The 17000-nt window shown below is 67.5% G+C and carries 18 protein-coding genes; 8 read left to right on the top strand and 10 right to left on the bottom strand.

Going from position 1 to position 17000, the window contains the following annotated elements:
- Positions 1–88 precede the first annotated feature (88 nt).
- Together J4573_RS16660 and J4573_RS16655 are read right to left on the bottom strand one after the other, a co-directional pair.
- Positions 89–2182, bottom strand: coding sequence for a 3-hydroxyacyl-CoA dehydrogenase NAD-binding domain-containing protein (locus tag J4573_RS16660; protein WP_208256397.1), 2094 nt, complete (start codon positions 2180–2182; stop codon positions 89–91).
- Positions 2179–3381, bottom strand: a complete 1203-nt coding sequence (locus J4573_RS16655; protein ID WP_208256396.1) for a thiolase family protein — start codon at positions 3379–3381, stop codon at positions 2179–2181. Before J4573_RS16655 ends, J4573_RS16660 begins: the two co-directional genes overlap by 4 nt.
- 394 nt (positions 3382–3775) lie before the next feature.
- Between J4573_RS16655 and J4573_RS55340 the strand changes: the two genes are divergently transcribed.
- On the top strand, positions 3776–4261 hold the full coding sequence (locus J4573_RS55340; RefSeq protein ID WP_208256395.1) for a WhiB family transcriptional regulator: 486 nt from the start codon (positions 3776–3778) through the stop codon (positions 4259–4261).
- Here the strand turns inward: J4573_RS55340 and J4573_RS16645 are convergent.
- The 5 genes from J4573_RS16645 to J4573_RS16625 form a co-directional block, all read right to left on the bottom strand.
- Positions 4179–4697, bottom strand: coding sequence for a hypothetical protein (locus J4573_RS16645; protein WP_208256394.1), 519 nt, complete (start codon positions 4695–4697; stop codon positions 4179–4181). The genes J4573_RS55340 and J4573_RS16645 overlap by 83 nt on opposite strands.
- Positions 4698–4849: 152 nt before the next feature.
- Positions 4850–5218: a hypothetical protein gene (locus J4573_RS16640; RefSeq protein WP_208256393.1), complete on the bottom strand. Its 369-nt coding sequence runs from the start codon at positions 5216–5218 to the stop codon at positions 4850–4852.
- Between the two features lie 214 nt (positions 5219–5432).
- A complete protein-coding gene (locus J4573_RS16635) occupies positions 5433–5999 on the bottom strand; it encodes a hypothetical protein (RefSeq protein WP_208256392.1) in 567 nt (188 codons plus the stop codon).
- A gap of 89 nt (positions 6000–6088) precedes the next feature.
- The gene (locus J4573_RS16630; RefSeq protein ID WP_208256391.1) at positions 6089–6532 is read right to left on the bottom strand and encodes a hypothetical protein; all 444 of its coding nucleotides are present in this window, start codon (positions 6530–6532) and stop codon (positions 6089–6091) included.
- Positions 6533–6583: 51 nt separating this feature from the next.
- Positions 6584–7015 carry a hypothetical protein gene (locus J4573_RS16625; protein WP_208256390.1) on the bottom strand — a complete coding sequence of 144 codons (432 nt, stop codon included), beginning with the start codon at positions 7013–7015 and terminating at the stop codon, positions 6584–6586.
- Between the two features lie 304 nt (positions 7016–7319).
- Here J4573_RS16625 and J4573_RS16620 point away from each other — a divergent pair, with 304 nt between their 5' ends.
- Both J4573_RS16620 and J4573_RS16615 read left to right on the top strand, forming a co-directional pair.
- Positions 7320–8630, top strand: coding sequence for a helix-turn-helix domain-containing protein (locus J4573_RS16620; protein WP_208256389.1), 1311 nt, complete (start codon positions 7320–7322; stop codon positions 8628–8630).
- Entirely contained in the window at positions 8627–9151 is a 525-nt protein-coding gene (locus J4573_RS16615) for an NUDIX domain-containing protein (RefSeq protein WP_208256388.1), read from the top strand. Before J4573_RS16620 ends, J4573_RS16615 begins: the two co-directional genes overlap by 4 nt.
- Before the next feature lie 150 nt (positions 9152–9301).
- On the opposite strand, the gene J4573_RS16610 is transcribed toward J4573_RS16615, so the two are convergent.
- From J4573_RS16610 to J4573_RS16600, 3 genes are all read right to left on the bottom strand, one after another.
- Complete coding sequence (locus tag J4573_RS16610) at positions 9302–9715, bottom strand: hypothetical protein (protein WP_208256387.1); 414 nt, start codon at positions 9713–9715, stop codon at positions 9302–9304.
- Between the two features lie 91 nt (positions 9716–9806).
- Positions 9807–10262 (bottom strand): glycine-rich domain-containing protein, encoded by a 456-nt coding sequence (locus J4573_RS16605; protein ID WP_208256386.1) that lies wholly within the window; start codon positions 10260–10262, stop codon positions 9807–9809.
- A gap of 157 nt (positions 10263–10419) precedes the next feature.
- The gene (locus tag J4573_RS16600) at positions 10420–11652 is read right to left on the bottom strand and encodes a helix-turn-helix domain-containing protein (RefSeq protein ID WP_208256385.1); all 1233 of its coding nucleotides are present in this window, start codon (positions 11650–11652) and stop codon (positions 10420–10422) included.
- Positions 11653–12006: 354 nt separating this feature from the next.
- Here J4573_RS16600 and J4573_RS16595 point away from each other — a divergent pair, with 354 nt between their 5' ends.
- From J4573_RS16595 to J4573_RS56095, 5 genes are read left to right on the top strand one after another with little or no spacing between them, the layout of a single operon-like run.
- Positions 12007–12834 carry a hypothetical protein gene (locus J4573_RS16595; RefSeq protein ID WP_208256384.1) on the top strand — a complete coding sequence of 276 codons (828 nt, stop codon included), beginning with the start codon at positions 12007–12009 and terminating at the stop codon, positions 12832–12834.
- A gap of 53 nt (positions 12835–12887) precedes the next feature.
- Positions 12888–13811: a conjugal transfer protein gene (locus tag J4573_RS16590; protein ID WP_208256383.1), complete on the top strand. Its 924-nt coding sequence runs from the start codon at positions 12888–12890 to the stop codon at positions 13809–13811.
- Positions 13808–14047, top strand: a complete 240-nt coding sequence (locus J4573_RS16585) for a hypothetical protein (protein ID WP_208256382.1) — start codon at positions 13808–13810, stop codon at positions 14045–14047. Before J4573_RS16590 ends, J4573_RS16585 begins: the two co-directional genes overlap by 4 nt.
- A 5-nt stretch (positions 14048–14052) precedes the next feature.
- Positions 14053–14514 carry a hypothetical protein gene (locus tag J4573_RS16580; protein WP_208256381.1) on the top strand — a complete coding sequence of 154 codons (462 nt, stop codon included), beginning with the start codon at positions 14053–14055 and terminating at the stop codon, positions 14512–14514.
- Between the two features lie 41 nt (positions 14515–14555).
- Positions 14556–16994: an ATP-binding protein gene (locus J4573_RS56095; protein WP_208256380.1), complete on the top strand. Its 2439-nt coding sequence runs from the start codon at positions 14556–14558 to the stop codon at positions 16992–16994.
- Positions 16995–17000 lie beyond the last annotated feature (6 nt).

Genomic DNA, 17000 nt, shown 5'->3' with positions numbered 1-17000 from the left:
CAAAAAGAGGGGCGTTCTGCATGTCGCGGAACGCCCCTCTCTGTGGGGTTTCGTTATGCGGGCAAGCCCGGCCCTGTGCAGGCAGGCACTATGCGGGCAGGCTCGCCACGCCGGGCTCCAGGAACCGCTTGCCGGTGACCTTCTCGGCCACGCCGCTGCGGTCCAGGAACGGCGTGATGCCGCCCAGGTGGAACGGCCAGCCGGCGCCCAGGATCATGCACAGGTCGATGTCCTGCGCGGCCTGCACGACGCCCTCGTCCAGCATGAGCCCGATCTCCTCGGCGAGCGCGTTCAGCGCCCGCTCCAGGACCTGCTCCTCGGTGGACGGGCTGGTGCCGCCCGCGAAGATCTCGGCCGCCTCCGGGTCGATGGTGAAGTCGGGCAGGTAGACGCCCGTCTTGCCGGCCGCGACGAACTTGGCGAACTTCTCCGACAGCGGGAACCGCTCGGGGAAGGCGCCGTGCAGCGTCTCGTTCACGTGCAGCGCGATCGCCGGGCCGACCAGGCCCATCAGCACGAACGGCGGCATCGGCAGGCCGAGCGGCGCCGCGGCGCGCTCGGCCACCTCGATCGGGGTGCCCTCGTCCACGGTCTGGATGATCTCGGCCATCAGGCGCAGCAGGATCCGGTTGACCACGAACGCCGGGGCGTCCTTGACCAGCACGCAGGACTTCTTCAGCTGCTTGCCGGTCGCGAACGCGGTGGCGAGGGCCGCGTCGTCGGTCCGTTCGCCGCGCACGATCTCCAGCAGCGGCAGTACGGCGACCGGGTTGAAGAAGTGGAAGCCCACGACCCGCTCGGGGTGCTTCAGCTCAGAGGCCATCTCGCTGACCGACAGCGAGGAGGTGTTGGTCGCCAGGACGCACTCGGCGGAGACGTGCTCCTCCAGTTCGGCGAACACCTTCTGCTTGACCGACATCTCCTCGAACACGGCCTCGATGACGAAGTCGGCGTCGTTGAACGCGTCCTTGGTCAGTGAGCCGGAGATGAGCGACTTCAGGCGGTTGGCCTTGTCGGAGGAGACGCGGCCCCTGGCGAGCAGCTTGTCGATCTCGCCGTGGGTGTAGGCGACGCCCTTGTCCAGGCGGGCCTGGTCGAGGTCGGTCAGCACGACCGGGACCTCGAGGCGGCGGGCGAACAGCAGCGCCAGCTGACCGGCCATCAGACCCGCGCCGACGACGCCGACCTTGGTGACCTTGCGCGCCAGGCTCTTGTCCGGCGCCCCGGCGGGCCGCTTGGCGCGCTTCTGGGTGAGGTCGAACGCGTAGAGCCCGGCGCGCAGCTCGTCGCTCATGATGAGGTCGGCCAGTGCCTCGTCCTCGGCGGCGAAGCCCTCGTCGCGGGTGCGGTCCTTGGCGGCGGCGACCAGGTCCAGCGCCCGTACGTAGGACGGGGCGGCGCCGTGCAGCTTGCCGTCCACGGTCCAGCGGGCCATGTTGATCGCGTCGTCCCAGGCCTTGCCCTTGTCGACCTCGGGGCGCTCGACCTCGAGCTCGCCCTTCAGCACGCGGGCGGTCCAGGTGAGCGACTCCTCGAGGAAGTCGGCCGACTCGAAGATCGCGTCGGCGATGCCCAGGTCGTAGGCCTGCTTGCCCTTGAGCATCTTGTTCTGGGCGAGCGGGTTGTCGATGACGACCTTGAGGGCCTTCTCCGCGCCGATGAGGTTCGGCAGCAGGTAGGTGCCGCCCCAGCCGGGCACCAGGCCGAGGAACGCCTCGGGCAGCGCCAGCGCCGGGACCCCGGCGGAGATGGTGCGGTAGGAGCAGTGCAGCGCGATCTCCACGCCGCCGCCCATCGCCGCGCCGTTCACGTACGCGAACGAAGGAACGGCCAGCTCACCCAGCCGCCGGAAGACATCGTGGCCGAGCTTGCCGATGGCCAGGGCGTCCTCGCGCTGCTGGACCAGCGGCACGCCCTTGAGGTCGGCGCCGACGGCGAAGATGAACGGCTTGCCGGTCACGCCCACGGCCACGATGTCGTCGCGAGCCGCGACGGCGTCGATGGCCGCGTTGAGCTCGGTCAGGCCGTTCGGGCCGAACGTGTTGGGCTTGGTGTGGTCGAAGCCGTTGTCCAGCGTGATCAGGGCCAGCGTTCCGGCCCCGTACGGAAGCTGCACATCGCGCACCGGCGCGTGGGTGACGACCTCGTCGGAGAACAGACCCTTGATGTCAGACGTGCTCACTTGGCACCCTCCCAGTTCACGTTCTCCCAGAGGACGGTGCCGCCCATGCCCATGCCGACGCACATCGTGGTGATGCCGTAGCGGACGTCGGTGCGCTCCTCGAACAGGCGAGACAGCTGGTTCATCAGCCGTACACCCGACGACGCGAGCGGGTGCCCCACGGCGATCGCGCCGCCCCACGGGTTCACGCGCGGGTCGTCGTCGGCGATCTTGAAGTGCTCCAGGAAGGCCAGCACCTGCACGGCGAACGCCTCGTTGATCTCGATGAGGCCGATGTCGTCCATCGTCATCGAATTCCGCGCCAGCAGCTTCTCCGTCGCCGGCACGGGCCCGACGCCCATCACCTCGGGCTCGACACCGGCGAACGAGTAGTCCACCAGCCGCATCCGAGGCGTGAGCCCGAGCTCCCTTGCGACGTCCTCGGCCGCCAGCAGACAAGCCGTAGCGCCGTCGTTCAGCCCCGCCGCGTTGCCCGCCGTCACGTTCCCGTGCACCCGGAACGGCGTCTTCAGCTTCGCCAGGTCCTCCACGGTCGTGCCCGGCCGAGGCGGCTCATCCTCAGTCGCCAGCCCATAGCCCTTCTCCACCGACCGGATGGCCGTCGGCACCAGGTCCGGCTGAATCCTGCCGGCCTCATAAGCCGCGGCCAGCTTGTTCTGGCTGCGCACCGCGTAGGCGTCGGCGCGCTCCTTGGTGATCTCGGGGAACCGGTCGTGCAGGTTCTCCGCGGTCGAGCCCATCACCAGCGCGGACGGGTCGACCAGCTTGTCGGCCAGGAACCGCGGGTTCGGGTCGACGCCCTCGCCCATCGGGTGGCGCCCCATGTGCTCCACGCCGCCCGCGATGACCACGTCGTAGGACCCGAACGCGATGCCCGCGCCCGTCGTGGTCACGGCGGTCATCGCGCCCGCGCACATCCGGTCGATCGCGTAGCCCGGCACCGACTTCGGCAGCCCGGCCAGCACGGCCGCCGACCGGCCGATCGTCAGCCCCTGGTCGCCGATCTGCGTGGTGGCGGCGATCGCGACCTCGTCGACCCGCTCGGGCGGGAGGGACGGGTTGCGGCGGATCAGCTCGCGGATCGCGCGGACGACCAGGTCGTCGGCGCGGGTCTCCGCGTACAGGCCCTTCGGGCCCGCCTTGCCGAACGGCGTGCGGACGCCGTCGACGAACACGACGTCGCGTGCGGTGCGTGGCACGGGTCGTCCTCCCTGCTGGCTACGGGCCGGCGCCGGCAACCGGGCGCCGGATGAGGTGTTGAGCCCCGTGCCGCCCCCTCGCGGACGGCGGCACGAGTACCCACGAGCTCAATGCTACTCGCTAGTAACCAACATCCTACTCGTCAGTAACCACTTGCCCTGTCGGGTCATTGCCCAAGCAGGCTCGAATCCCTGACCCCACCAGCACAGACGGCGCTCCGGCTGCCGTTCCATTACGTGATTTGACTGTCACGATGCGCTACTTTCCGTGGATTTGTGCAAGCCGTGTGCAGCGAGATTGCACACGGCCCGCCTGTGGACTGCACACGACTGCACACGATCTTTGGCCGACTCGCGTGGTACTGCTATTATAGCTATAAAAGAGTGATCTGGCATGAGGATGAGCTTGATTCCGGGATGGATGTCGCGAGCGGCATGCATCGGATGTGATCCGGAGATCTTCTTTTCTCTGCATCGTCCGGGTGGGACCGCCCGAGCTCGCCAGATCTGCCGGTCGTGTTCCGTCCGGAACGAGTGCCTCGAGTACGCCCTGGCGGCAGGAGAACGGTTCGGGATCTGGGGTGGCGCGACATTCGAACAGCGCCGAACGATGCTCTGCCGCGACACGCAGATGTGGCGGCGCTGGACCTATTGGAAGGGGGTGAAGATCGTGAACACCGATGAGACCTTGATCGAGATCCGGGGGCTTGCCCGGCTGCTCTACGAGCACTGGGACAGCATCCGCATCCTGCGGCCCGATGAGTTGGCGGCCAAGGCATTTCGTCTGGCCCAGCTGATCAACGCTCTGGACGAGTCATTGTGTGACGCCGGCGAGCTGCCCGCAGCTTGGCGAGCCAGCCGGCGCCCGGCCTCGACATGATCCTTGGGGTTTTGGCTGGCAGCGGGAAGGTGTCCCTGCCGGAGAGGGGCAGCAACGTTCCCCGCACGGCGGGGCCACCGCCGCCGCTGCAGTGGCCAGGCGCGCCCTTGGCCGCCTGAACGGCGACCTGTTCGATCACATACTGGGCGGCCACGTGAGGCTGGCTCACTGGACACACCCGCACCTGATGCTGGCCATAGAACTCGCCCGTGGCGGCGCTGGATTCCCTATAACCCAGCAGTGCGACACTGCTGCGCTGCCAGTCCCGGGCGACAAGCACATAGAGACCGCCCGGCGCGACGTCGCTGAGTACGACGTCCAGATCGGACCACATCTCGATCTCTTGACGCACATTGGCCAGATAGTGGTGGCTCCTGCCGACCAACTCCCGGTGCCCGAACCGCAACTTGTCGGGGATCGTCCAGAGCGTCTTCATTCTCGTCTTCTCCGTATCCCGGATTGGGCCAGTGATGGCCTCCGGCGCGCATCGGAGACGAGCCACAAAAGGGATGCGCCCCGCGCATCGTTCTGTGCGTTCGGGGCGGGTGCGTGGCTATCCACGTCTCACGCCAGCGCGCCCGGAGGGGCCTACTGTGGGTTTTGCTTCGGATCCACAACTGGTAGGGGCGGCCTTCTCGCCGAGGACGTCCACACCGTGTCGATGAGGTAGCGGGCCGCTTTGTCCGGCCGGTCGCCGGGCGCGCCGCCCCACCCGGGCCCGACGTATCCCGACTCGCTATAGCCGAGCAGGGCCAGGCCACCGCCCGGACCGTCGGAGGCGTGCAACCGCGGCATGTGACGCGGCGTCACTTGGAACACCTCGCAGGACAGCTCCGGCCACTCGTTCAGCGCCTCGTCGCGGGCCATCTCCAGCCGAGTGCGGCACTCGGCGACACGGCGCCGAAACCGCCACCGCAGCCAAAGCGGCACCTGAGGCGGCCAAAGCCCTTCGATCATGCGCCGAAAACCAGACACCAGTTCCGTACCTTCCTCGTGGTCAGCTTCTGCAGGTGGTCGGGGCCCTCCGGGCGCGCATCACGAGTTCTTGCGGGGCTGTGCCGGCGGTCATGAGCTGTGAACCGCCAACGGGACGATCACCTTGTTTGCTGGGGAACAAAGCAGGGGTGTTCGCTGGCCCCGTGAGCCCGCCCGGAGGGAGACAGGGGCGGCGTTAGGCGGCCGGTGCTGGGGACGCACCACCCGGTTCGTTTGTGGAGCCAGCCTGCGGCCGGACCGCGAGCGATTCGGTGAACGGCGCTTCGTGGTGGTTACAACATGCCTGGCTGAACAGGTACGACCTGGGGGTCGTCTCATGCAGAGGCCACAGGTCTGGGTCAGTCAGGTAACCCGCGGAGCTGAGCACCAGGCGAGATTCCGATGGCCCGACGACGGTGGCGCCGCTGGGAGCGTTCCTGTCGACCTTCCCGGGCAGGCACGGCACGTGATAGAGCCGGTTCCGGCCCCCGCCGTAACGGATGGAGAAGATCTCCCAGTCCGCGCTGTGGAGCACGAAGGCCTCCACACCCCTGGCAACGTCACTGCTCGGTGACAGGGCGACGTTGAGGTGCGTGAGTGCGTAGTGCGCGAGGACCACGGCCTGGCCGATGATGCGAGAGGCCTTCTCACTATCGACCGCTCCCCGCTCAGCCATCAGCGTCGTCATGCGCACGTAGAGCGTGCTGTCGTCTAGCAGCGTCAATCCGGTCTTGGCCTGGCCAGGCTGATCGCTTTCGGTCATCGGAGGGGTATCCCTTCGGGAGGCGTCGGGAGTGTCGGGTCGGTGTATGGCGCTCGGCGATCAGCGGGTCAACTGGCCGGGCAGGCTGTCTAGTGGCGATACAAGGACGCGAACGGCCCCGTCGTCGGATCGACTGGCACACGCGCCGTGTTGATCTCCAGGCTCACCGGCGCGAGGTCATGGCTGGAGACAGCGGGAATGGCCACGCCTCCGGCTCGGGGAGGAGCGGAGTGAGGGGTGTCAGGTTGGATGCGGCCCTCAAGCTCCTGGGGTGTGCGGCCCGTTTCGATGCGTTCGTGCTGCACCGCGGCCCAGCTGAGCCCGTCACAAGCGGCCGGGATGTAGATGATCGCCCAGGCATCCCGGCCCCGACTGTAGGTGGCCCGTAGCCGAGTGAGCTCGATGTAGGCAATGCCCTCCAACTCACCAGCGGTGATGAGCGGCATGTCCGGCAGCACCCAGAGCTCGGGCAGGGTCTCCAGCCCAGGCAGCTCAGGCCGCACGAGCGCAGATCGTTGAGCGTTGGCCGTCATCGCTGTTGTCCCTTTCCAGGAGCTTGGGGGTGGCCATCAGAGCGGTGCGGGCTATCCGCGACCGTGCTCGGGTTTCGTGCCATCGCAGGCACCGGAGGACGCGGCGTGGCTGTGGTCGCTACGGCGGTAGGCGCCCTCGTCCTCGTCGTCGTTCTCGACCGGAGCGGCCTGCTCTTTGAGCCACACCAGGGCGGCGCGGATGTCCGAGGCTTCGGCCACCGGGGTGCCTCTGTCGGCGAAGAACCACAGACGTCCGCCGTCCATAGCCCGAGGACGGCAGAACACCCGTACTGGTGCACGGCGGCCACGGTCCATCCGTACGTAGTAGTTCTGTCCGTGGTCGCCCGTCGTGACCTCATTGGGCAACTCGTGCGCTCGGGCGGCCATATCCAGCGCGGCCAGACGCCCGTTCGCATCGTCCGCGTTGGGGGCGCCGACGATGTCATCGGGTGAGGGCTCGCGCGGCCTGTCAAGGCTGGCCATGGTCAGGACCTCCTGTCCGTCGTGTTCGGTAAGCGAGCATCCGATGGCTGGGCCGGCCTCACCATGGCGCCGTTTGCATAGCCCGTATGCGTGCAGTGCATAAGCCGCTACATCGCGATGACTAGCGGGTCTAGACTTGAGGCTCAGCTCACGCGAGGAGCGACCCTCGGCCATGTCAGCGCCAGTCCACGGCAGCAGCCGGTACTGCCGTTCATGCGGTTCGCGTCTCGCGGCTGACAGCAACGTGAGCCAATGCTCTCCGTGCCAACGCCGGGATCGCGATCTTGCGCTTACTCCGCCGGTATTGCCGGATGGATTCTGGGGCGCAGACATCGTTTCTGATGCCCTGGCTTCGTGGCATATGGGCAGAGTGATTCGCGCTTATCGCCACCACCCGTGGCATGGCGCACGTCCGTTGCCGCAAGAGATCGTGGCTGGCTGGCTGAATGTAACGCAGACACAATTGAGCCGCATCGAGAGCGGTGCGCCGCCCAGGGATCTCGACAAACTGGTGAAGTGGGCGCAAACGCTCAGCATCCCCGAACCTCTATTGTGGTTTAAGTTGCCCACCGAGAGATCTTCTAATGATCTGTCGGTGCCTCGCGCGGTGACCTCTGCGGCGCGTTTCGAGAATCCCGCACGGTCACGCATGCCCTCAAATGTCAATGGACATGCCCTCACTGAATTTGAGGGTGACTCTGATGTCAGCGTGATGCAAGCCTTTCGTCTAGCGGATCGCCAGATCGGTGGGGGGCACCTATACCCCACCGTGGTGAGTTACCTGCAAACGACGGTTGCGCCACGCCTGTTCGGCGGAACCGATGACGATAGAACCCTGTTCACGGCTGCGAGTGCGCTCACAGAGATGGCTGGCTGGATGGCGCATGATGCTGGCCAGAGTTTGGCTGCTCAGCAGCATTTCGGGCGCTCTCTCGACCTTGCCACAATCGGCGGTGACTTTCATCTCAGGGCGCACATTTATGCGAGCATGAGTCATCTTTCGATCCATGCCGGTAAGCCAAGTGCGGCTATCGACCTAGCTCGCCAAGGTCAGCAACTCTTGGCGAGCGGGCCCCCGAATCCAGGACTAAGTGCCCGACTGTTGGCCATGGAGGCGCGCAGTCTCGCCACTCTGCAGCAACAAAAGGAATGCAGCAAAGCATTGCTACATGCAGAGAAGGCGTTGGAAAAAGCGGCGAGCTATACTGGTTCACCCTGGGTGAGTCACTTTGATGAAGGCTCTCTCGCCAGCGAGGCAGCCCGCTGCATGCGACAAGTCGGGGCCCTAGGTGAGGCGGAGGCCCAGGCGCGGCAGATCATCTCGCTGCGGCCAAGCGCACACACGCGGAGTCGCGCCTTTGGGCAGCTCCTTCTCATTACGGTGCTCATCGCTCAGGACAGGCCGGATGAGGCATGCTCTGTCGGGCGTGAGGTGTTGGACGCCACTGAATCGCTCAGCTCATACCTTGTGATAGAGCAGCTTCGAGAGGTGCAGGATCTCTTGAAGCCGTACCGGGCCAGCCGGGTGGTTGCAGAGTTCCTGCGCCGTCTGCATGATGTCCTGCGTGAACGGGTGCTGCTCTACCGTCGGCTCTCGGCGGACGGCTTCTCATGACATCGGATAAGCCGCTTTATGAACGTGACCCGGCCGCCTGGGCCGCGTACCTTGCGGAAGGAAATGCGTCTCAACCGCGAAAGCGGGTAGCTGCTGACCTACTGGTTCGGGACGAACAAGGTCGGTTCTTGCTCGTTGATCCCAAGTACAAGCCCGATTGGGACTTGCCGGGTGGCATGAGCGAGGCCAACGAGCCGCCAGATGAAACCGTTCGACGCGAACTGAATGAAGAGCTCGGCTTGGAAGTGTATGTGGGTGGCCTGTTGATAGTCGACTGGGTGTCTCCACACGGTCCGTGGGATGACTCGTTGATGTTTATCTTTGACGGTGGCGTCCTCACTGCCGAGCAGGCCCAGGGCTTTCAGCTTCTCGACGGCGAGTTGCGCGCGTACGAGTTCTGCACCGAAGAACAAGCCGCAGAGCGGCTACGACCGTACGTATGGCGACGAACAAAACAAGCCATTGAGGCCCTTGCGTCGGGGCGACCACAGTATGTGCGGGACGGGAATCCAACTGACTGACTCCCCCCCCGCCAACTATCTGGTCAGCTCGCGCGAGCGCTCGCGGGACAGAGGGCAGCCGCGGTGCTGCCAGGCCGCCCAGGTGGCGGAGGTATCCGAAGGAGATCAGCAGCAGGTCGCGCCAGCCCTTCACCCCTTTCCTGGCCGGGCCTAGGGTTCGAGCAGCTTGGTCGCTTCGTTGATCTGTTCGCGGGGGAAGTGGATCGACGCCCAGGTGCACGGACCGTCAGCGGTCAGCGGGATCTGAGCCAGCCATTCGCCGGGCCGGAGGATCGGCTTGAACGCCTGCATGAGCCTGGTTCCGTCGCCGGCCGGTACCTTGAGCCAGGCTGAGCCCATGTAGAAGGCGGAGTGCCTGGGCCAGAGCGGTTCGGGGATCGCAGTTCCGCCGGTGAGGATGGATTCGCCGATGTCCTGGCAGGACATGAGGGTGGTGTAGCCGGACGCCCACATGGCCTCGATGAGCGGGATCATCTCGAGGTCGACCTCTACTGGGCCCTCGTCGGGGTCGATCAGGGTCTTGGTGGGGTGCTGCTGAGACCATCCGACGTCCTTGAGGCTCATGGGATGAAGGTAGCGGCAGACGCTTGGTCCACGATGCGAAAGGCCGAGGCCCCGCTAACGCGGGGCCTCGGCAGGACGGAACTGGTTCGGGCTAGTGCGGGTTGCTCCCGGGCGCGCACGGTGAGCACTTGGCGAAGTCGTGTGCCCACAGCGGCCAGTCGACCGCGAAGCCGCCGGCCTCGATGGTGCGGGCGGTGCGTTCCACGGTGCCATCGACCTTGCGGTCGATCTCGGGGATGTGATCGAGGAAGCGGCCGTCGAAGTGCTGCGCGCAGAACTCGCGGTAGATCTTGGTGTCGAGGATCAGGGCGTGGACGCCGTAGTCGACCAGCTGGCCGACGCCGAGCGGGACGCCCTGGTTCTCCATGGCGGTGATCAGGTAGGCGACGGCCTGCCCGAAGATGCGTTCGGCCATGACGGTGTCGAAGGGGTGGTCGCGGACCAGCAGCTGGATTTCGCGGTCCCAGATCTCTGCGGTGACGAAGGCGCGGGGGTCGCGCAGCGCGACGTCGGTACGGCTGGCTGGTGCAGCGGTGATGGGCTCCATGGGGAGCTCCCTCCTGGTGGGGTCTGTCGATTCGACGGTCGCCCGGCGCCCGGAACCAGGCCAGATGGCGGTGCAGGTGCGGCAACGGGATGTGCGGCCTGTGCACATGCCCTTGCGCTGTCGCCGCTGCGGTGTTCCGGTTAAGGGCTGGGCCGGTTCAGCTGATGCGGCAGCGGGCCGCCAGGCCGCGCAGGTCCGGCGTGGTGCGGCCCGCGACAAGGAGCCCGGTCACCAACTCCCGGACGGCGGGGCGGGCACGCGTCTCCTCGGGGGCGGCGCGTTCAGCGGCCAGCAGCGCGTGCAGGCATGCGTCGCGACGCCCCCACATGCCGTAGGCGCGGGCGACATCGGTGTAGAACCGGGCGCGGCGCTCGAGAGTGGGCAGCTGCCCCGGCCGGATCCTGCGAGCGGCTGTGATCGCTGCGGAGGGATCACCGGCGGAGTATTCGGCGGAGATCAGGTGAAGGCGTACGGCGGCAGTGGAGAAACCGCCGCCGTGGTGGCGCAGCAGGGTGGCGCCGTGGAGTTGCGTGGCGAGCGCCTCGGCCTGCCGGGTGAGTTCCCGCATCCCGGCCTGGTCGCCGGCGTGCGCGGCGGTGTAAGCAGCGGACATGACGAGCAGGCCGCGTTCGGCGGTGCGTGCCGGGTCGGCGCCTTGGAGGGCGTCGTTCTCGGCGGTGTCGAGCGCGATTTGGGTTGCTTGGGAGTACCAGCCGGCGCGGCGGGCGAGCACGGCAAGGTTGCGGGCGGCCTCGCCGCCAGCCAGCGGGTCTCCGGTGGAGCCGGCGATGCCGCGGGCGCGGTCGGCGGCGATCCAGGCGAGTTCGGTGTCGAGCTTGATGAGTAGCCGGGTCGTCAGGTTGTAGGTCTCGGCGAGGGTGTCGCCGCCGCTGGCCAACAGCCGTGGCAGGGTCTCGGCGAGGCGGCTGAGGTGGGCGTTGTCGTAGTCGCGAACTGCTGATGTGAGCGCTGCCCGCAAGCGCTCTGGGGAGATCGGGGTGGGGCGTGGCCCGGTGCCGAGCATGGCGTCGCGGATCCGAGCCACCAGGAGGCCGCCCGGCTCGCCGTGGGCGCGGGTGGCTGCGGCGTGGGCGGGGACGGCGGAGGCAGCCGCCGTCACGGCCAAGCTCTGCAACAGCTCCCTGCGCCGCACATCATCCTCCGCTGGTGGCTCACCCGTCACGGTAGTGGTGATGCCGAGATCGGCCGGGGAGATGCCCAGGACCGCCGCGAGTCGCCGAAGCGTGTCGACATCCAGCACTGCGCGGGCACCGGTCTCGATGCGCGACAGCGTGGAGCGAGAGCAGTGCAGCCGCCGCGCGGCCTCGGCCTGGGTCCACCCGTGGCCGACGCGCGCGGTTCGGACGACGATGCCGAGGCGAGTGCCCATGGGAGCCACCTGGATGCCGGAATGGGCCAGGACGGTATTCATACCCATCTGGAGACATCACGAGCTGCGGCGACGCCTGCCCGATCGTCTCCGGCAAAACGCTACGAAGACTGGACCATCGACGATTCCAAGGCCTCGAAACCGCCGACGTCCGATCCATCCGCGACGAGATCGAACGACGCGTCCGCGCCCTCCTGGCCGACCTCCATGGCCTCGCGACCGGCTGACCAGCCTTTAGCAAAGCTAGTTGGAGGTGGTCTAACAGCGTTCGGTTAAACGGTGGTGTCACGGTCGGTTGAACGGTCGGGATTGACACTCGCTCGTACGGCGGATGCGCGCCGTACGGGGGGAACGATGTCTGGTTCGAGTGTCATCTCGGAGCTCGAGGATGAGTGGGATCGTCTGCGCGAGGATCCGGAGACCGGCCGGGTCTTTGAGGAGATCCAACGTGTGGAGCCGGTCCTGGGGGAACTGACGGACCTGGCTGAGCTGGTGGTTGTGATGGCGGCTCGGGGGCGTGTGGAGGATCTGGATCGACACGATGAGATCTTGTTGGCGTTGCTGAGGCAGGCGCGGGTGCGGAGCAAGATCGGGGACTTGGCGGCGCGGGTGGTCCTGCAGCTGCTGTTGCCGGGGCTGAAGAGACTGTTCGGGCATCCGTACGTGGCCGCGTTGAGCCCGGACGAGCGGCGGGCGGCTCTGGTGGCGGCGGTGTGGGAGGAGATCCGGAGCCCGCGGTCGACGTGGAAGCCGACCAAGGTGTGCGCGCAGGTGCTGGGCCGGGCGCGTGGGAGGGTGCGGCCGCCGCGCGGGTTCGCTGCGACGGTCACGGTCGAGCCGTTTGGAGATGCGGTTCCGGAGCCTGCAGGCGGCCGGTCTCTGGACCCTTCGGAGCGGCTGGCAGAGCACGCGGGTGTGGAGGTCCTGCGGGTCCTGGCGGAGGCGGTTGCCGATGGGCTGATCAGCCAGGATCAGGCGCAATTGATCGTCCGGGCGGACCTGGAAGGTGAACCGGTGACCGCACTCGCGGCGCGGCTGGGGATCTCGGTGACAGCGGCGGCAGGTCGACTGCGCCGAGCGCGGGCGTCGCTGGTTGTCGCTGCTCGCCGGTCGGTGCCGGGTGATGCCGGAGATCGCGGAGAGCGTCGGCGCGGGAGCCGTGGAGGGTCCATACCGAGGTAGGAGCTCACTCTCATCACCTCGGGGGCGTCATGGTGTCGTGGCCAGGATGGTTCGTGCCGCAGGCAGAGCGAATGGCGGAGCGGTTGCGTCGTGTGCTGCCGGGCGGTGTGGACTTGGGGACGCAGCTGGGGCGCGCTCAACTGGTGCGAGCCGGGGTGTGGGCGGCTTTGATTGTGCTCGCGCTGTCGGCCGTGGCCGCTTTGTTCACGGCAGCGCACGCGGTTCGGCTGGCAGCGCGTCTGGCTGATGCGAACGTGTCGGGGATGGCGGCCGGGCCTACCGGATGGGCGGAGTCGTACGTCAGCACATACGTGTCGGCAGGTGAGGGAACTGAAGATCGGCTGAGGCCGTTTCTCGCCGATCCGCCGCAGCTGGAGGCCAGGCCGAATGGCTTGCGTTCCGTCCGGACGTGGGTGGTGGACGCCCAACAGGTGCGGGCCGGCTATTGGTCGGTGACGGTCGCCGCCGATCTCGAAGGCCCGAAACAGCGCGGTCGATTCGCCGCGTTGGGGACTCGGTATTTCCGGGTCGGGGTGGTCGCGGCGGGCGGCGGGTTCGCGGCAGCCGATCTTCCTGCGGTGGTGTCGGCTCCGGTTCGGGTGCCGCTTCCACCGCCGTTGTACGGGGGGCCGCCGCTGGACCTTGGTGATCCGATGGTGGATGCGGTCGCGCATTTCCTGGATGCCTACTTGGTCGGGCGCGGTGAGCTGGTGCGTTACGTGGCGGCAGAGGCCGGGTTGGCGCCGGTGGTCCCGGTGCCGTTCATCCGAGCCGAGGTCGTGCGCGTGACCGCGGCAACGAGTGTCGGAGTTGCGCGCGAGGCGAAGGCGATCTTGGCGCAGGTGCGGGCGGTGGACGCGGGTGGGCGCGTGCAGCTGCTGGCGTATGCGCTGCGCATGGCGACACGGGGTGGCCAGTGGGTGGTGGCGGCGATGGACGCCGCACCGCTGCTCGCGCAGGGAGACCGAGTCCGATGAACGGGGACGTGTTCGGGCTGCTGCAGGGGCTGGGTCACAAGCTGGTCGTGACCGTGACCGGTCTGATGATCGCGGTGGTCGTGGTGCATCTGCTGACGACGTTCTGGAAGACCCGCAACGTCATGGCGATCGTGTCGGTCCTGGTGCTCGGCGGCGCGGCGCTGTGGGGGATGGAGAACGTCGAGTCGATCAAGAACGTGATCGGGTCCACGGTCACCGGCCTGAGTGGGAGGTGACCGGCGTGAGCGTCTCCGATGAGCTGGGCGAGGGGGAGCGGATCTTGCGCTCCTACCGCCGAGCACGGACCTATCCCAAGACCATCCGCAAGCTCGCCAACCTCGATCTGCCCTACCCGGTCACGATCCCGCAGCTGGCGACATGGCTCGGCCTGTTCGCGGCGCTGTGGTACTCACGGCCACTCTGGCTCGACGTGGCGGGTCCGGTTCAGGCCTTGGTTCTGATCATTGTGCCGACCGTGGCGGCGGTCGCTCTGCGGCATCTGCGAATGGAGGGACGATCACCGGTCGCGATGCTGACCGGCCTGGTCACCTTGCTGTACGCCCCGTCGAACGGGATCCTGCACGGTCGCCCGCTGAGTTTTGGCAAGCCGGCCAGGTACGGGGCAATGCTGGTCTTCGAAGAGACAGGGACTGCCCCGTCCAGCGTCACAATGCCGATGCCTTCGGAAGGCGCCGGACGATGAGCCGCATCCAGTTTCCCGCTAGAGCGATCACTGGGCCTCTGGTGTGGACGACGGCAGGCCAGACGTGGGCGTTCTGGCTCGTTCCTTCCTACAGCTACCGCTACCTGGGCCGTCGCGCCCGCCAGGCACTCGCCGAGTCGACCCGTGCGGCGCTGCTCGCCGCAGGTACCTCCACCGGAGCGCAGGACGGTGGGGGAGAGGCCATGATTCTCTCGGTCGCCGCTCGCCTCGATCCGGTCGGCATCGCCGATTCGATGATCCGTCACGTCGACCTCGACTCCCGGGACCGCTGGGCGCAGGCCGTTGAGACCACTCTCGATCATCTGGAGGAGATCGAGCTCTACCGGCGCATGACTTTCCTCGGCGTGCGCCTTCCTACCGGGCGGACGCGTGACCTGATCGGCGCTGCCGCCACCGATCTGGCAGTTCGCTTCCTGGGCGTGCCTCCCTCGGCGGTCCGTCGCACCGAGGTCGACAAGGCTCTGGCCAAGGCCGCAACGCTGACCACGCGCCTTGCCCGGCATCTGCCCGGAATCCGGCCGGCCACCGGTGCCGAACTCCTGTGGCTGTACGAACGGGCCCCGCGACGTGGCTTTGACGAATCACCGCCGATCAACGGCGACACCGACTCCTACGGCGCGGTCCGCCTGCTCGCGGTCACCGAAGCCCTGCTGGATGAGGGCGGCAAGACCGGCCCGGACAAACGATCGTGGCTGCGACGCCAGTATCTGCGGACCGAGACAGCCGAAGGCGCCGGATATCAATGCTTCTCCGTGCTATCCGACCTACCTCGTCGCTTCACCCTGGACGGAGGTGAGTGGTTCGCCGCCGCCGACATGGTCCCGTTTCCGGTCGACTGGTGCGCCCGGGTCCGCATGGTCGACAACCGCACCGCCCAGGCCAAGGTCAAACGCCACCGCGCCGAACTCGCCGGCCAGTTCGACCAGCACGACGACGACCACGCAGGCCTGCCCGCCGGCCTCGCTGACGCGCTGGAGGACGCCGACGATGAACTCGCACGCCTGGAGGCCAACCGCGGCGAGCCCGAACTGCACACCACGCTCATCTATTCGGTCTGGGCAGAGGAGCTCGACGAGTGCGAGAGCCGCAGCACCGCATTGGCCGACCTTCTCGGTACCGACGAATACGCCCTGCATCGGCCGACAGGTGGGCAACGGGGCCTGTTCACCGCGATGCTCCCGGCAGCGCCGCTCCCGTCGGTCGTGCGCCAATACACGCAGTACTTCCTGGCCGAGGATCTGGCCGCCGGGATGCCGTTCGCCGGCACCCAGCTCGGTGATCCGTATGGAGCGTTGATCGGCTACTCGATGGACTGCGGCGCAGTCCAGCCCGTCTTGCTCGACCTGTCGTACGGGCCACGCACCAATCGCTCCGGCGCCACCGCCCTGGTCGGCGACCTCGGAGCAGGCAAGTCATACACGCTCAAGTCTCTGGTGTGGACCACGGTCACCCGCGGCGGAGCCGCCGTGCTCCTGGACCGCACCGACACGGGGGAGTACGTCACCTTCTCCGCCAGCCTGCCCGGCAAGACCCAGGTCGTGCGGCTGGCGGCCGATGCGGAGATCTCCCTGGACCCGCTCCGAGTCTTCACCGGCGATGAGCGAGTGAGGGTCACCAAGGGGTTCCTGACCATCCTGCTTGGCCACGACCCCCGGTCCCCGGAGGGCCTGGCCGTCGCCGAAGCCGTCACCGCCACGGCACGAATCCGCGAGCCCACCCTTACCGGAGTTGTCGACGAACTCACTCGCTGCGGAAGCAAGGACCCTGCCGCGCGGCTGGCAGCACGACAGCTCGCCCACCTGCTCGGCGAGGAACTCGCCCGCCTGGTCGCTGGGGACCAGCCAGCGCTCAACATCGGGACCGGCGCGGATGCGGTCATCTTCCACCTGCCCGGCCTGCGGCTACCCGACCGGGTGCAGCTGGAGAACGAGCAGCTCGCCAAACGTCTCCTCCCCGAGCAGATCCTCGCCCAGGCACTCCTCTACCTGGTCGTCGCGGTGATGCGAGCGGTCGCCTTCAGCGACCCCGGCCGGTTCGCCGTCGCGGGGCTGGACGAGGTCGGCTTCCTGACCTCCAGCATCGAAGGCCAGCAGCTGCTGTATGAGTTCGTCCGCGACTCCCGCAAACACGGAGCAGCTCCGCTCATCGGTGCGCAGACCGTCGAAGACCTGCCCCAGGAGAACCTGCGAGGCCTGATCACCAACCGGCTGCTGTTCCGCACCGACGCCACCGTCAACGTCCGCGACGGACTGGAGTTCCTGGGCGTCGAGCCCGACACCGTCCTGGTCGAGACCGCGCGACGCCTGCAGACCGGACAGGCGCTCCTCCGCGACGTCGACGGCCGTATCGGACGCGTGCTCCTCGTCCCGCCCGACCCGGGTCTGGACGCAGTCTTCAGCACCACCCCGGACTTCAGCGACTCGACCCCCCAAAGCGAAACGGAGCGCCCAGCCGACTGACCACGG

The organism is Actinomadura barringtoniae (genome assembly GCF_017573505.1).
Taxonomy (GTDB): Bacteria; Actinomycetota; Actinomycetes; order Streptosporangiales; family Streptosporangiaceae; genus Spirillospora; species Spirillospora barringtoniae.
This window is presented reverse-complemented; position numbering and strand designations above follow the sequence as displayed.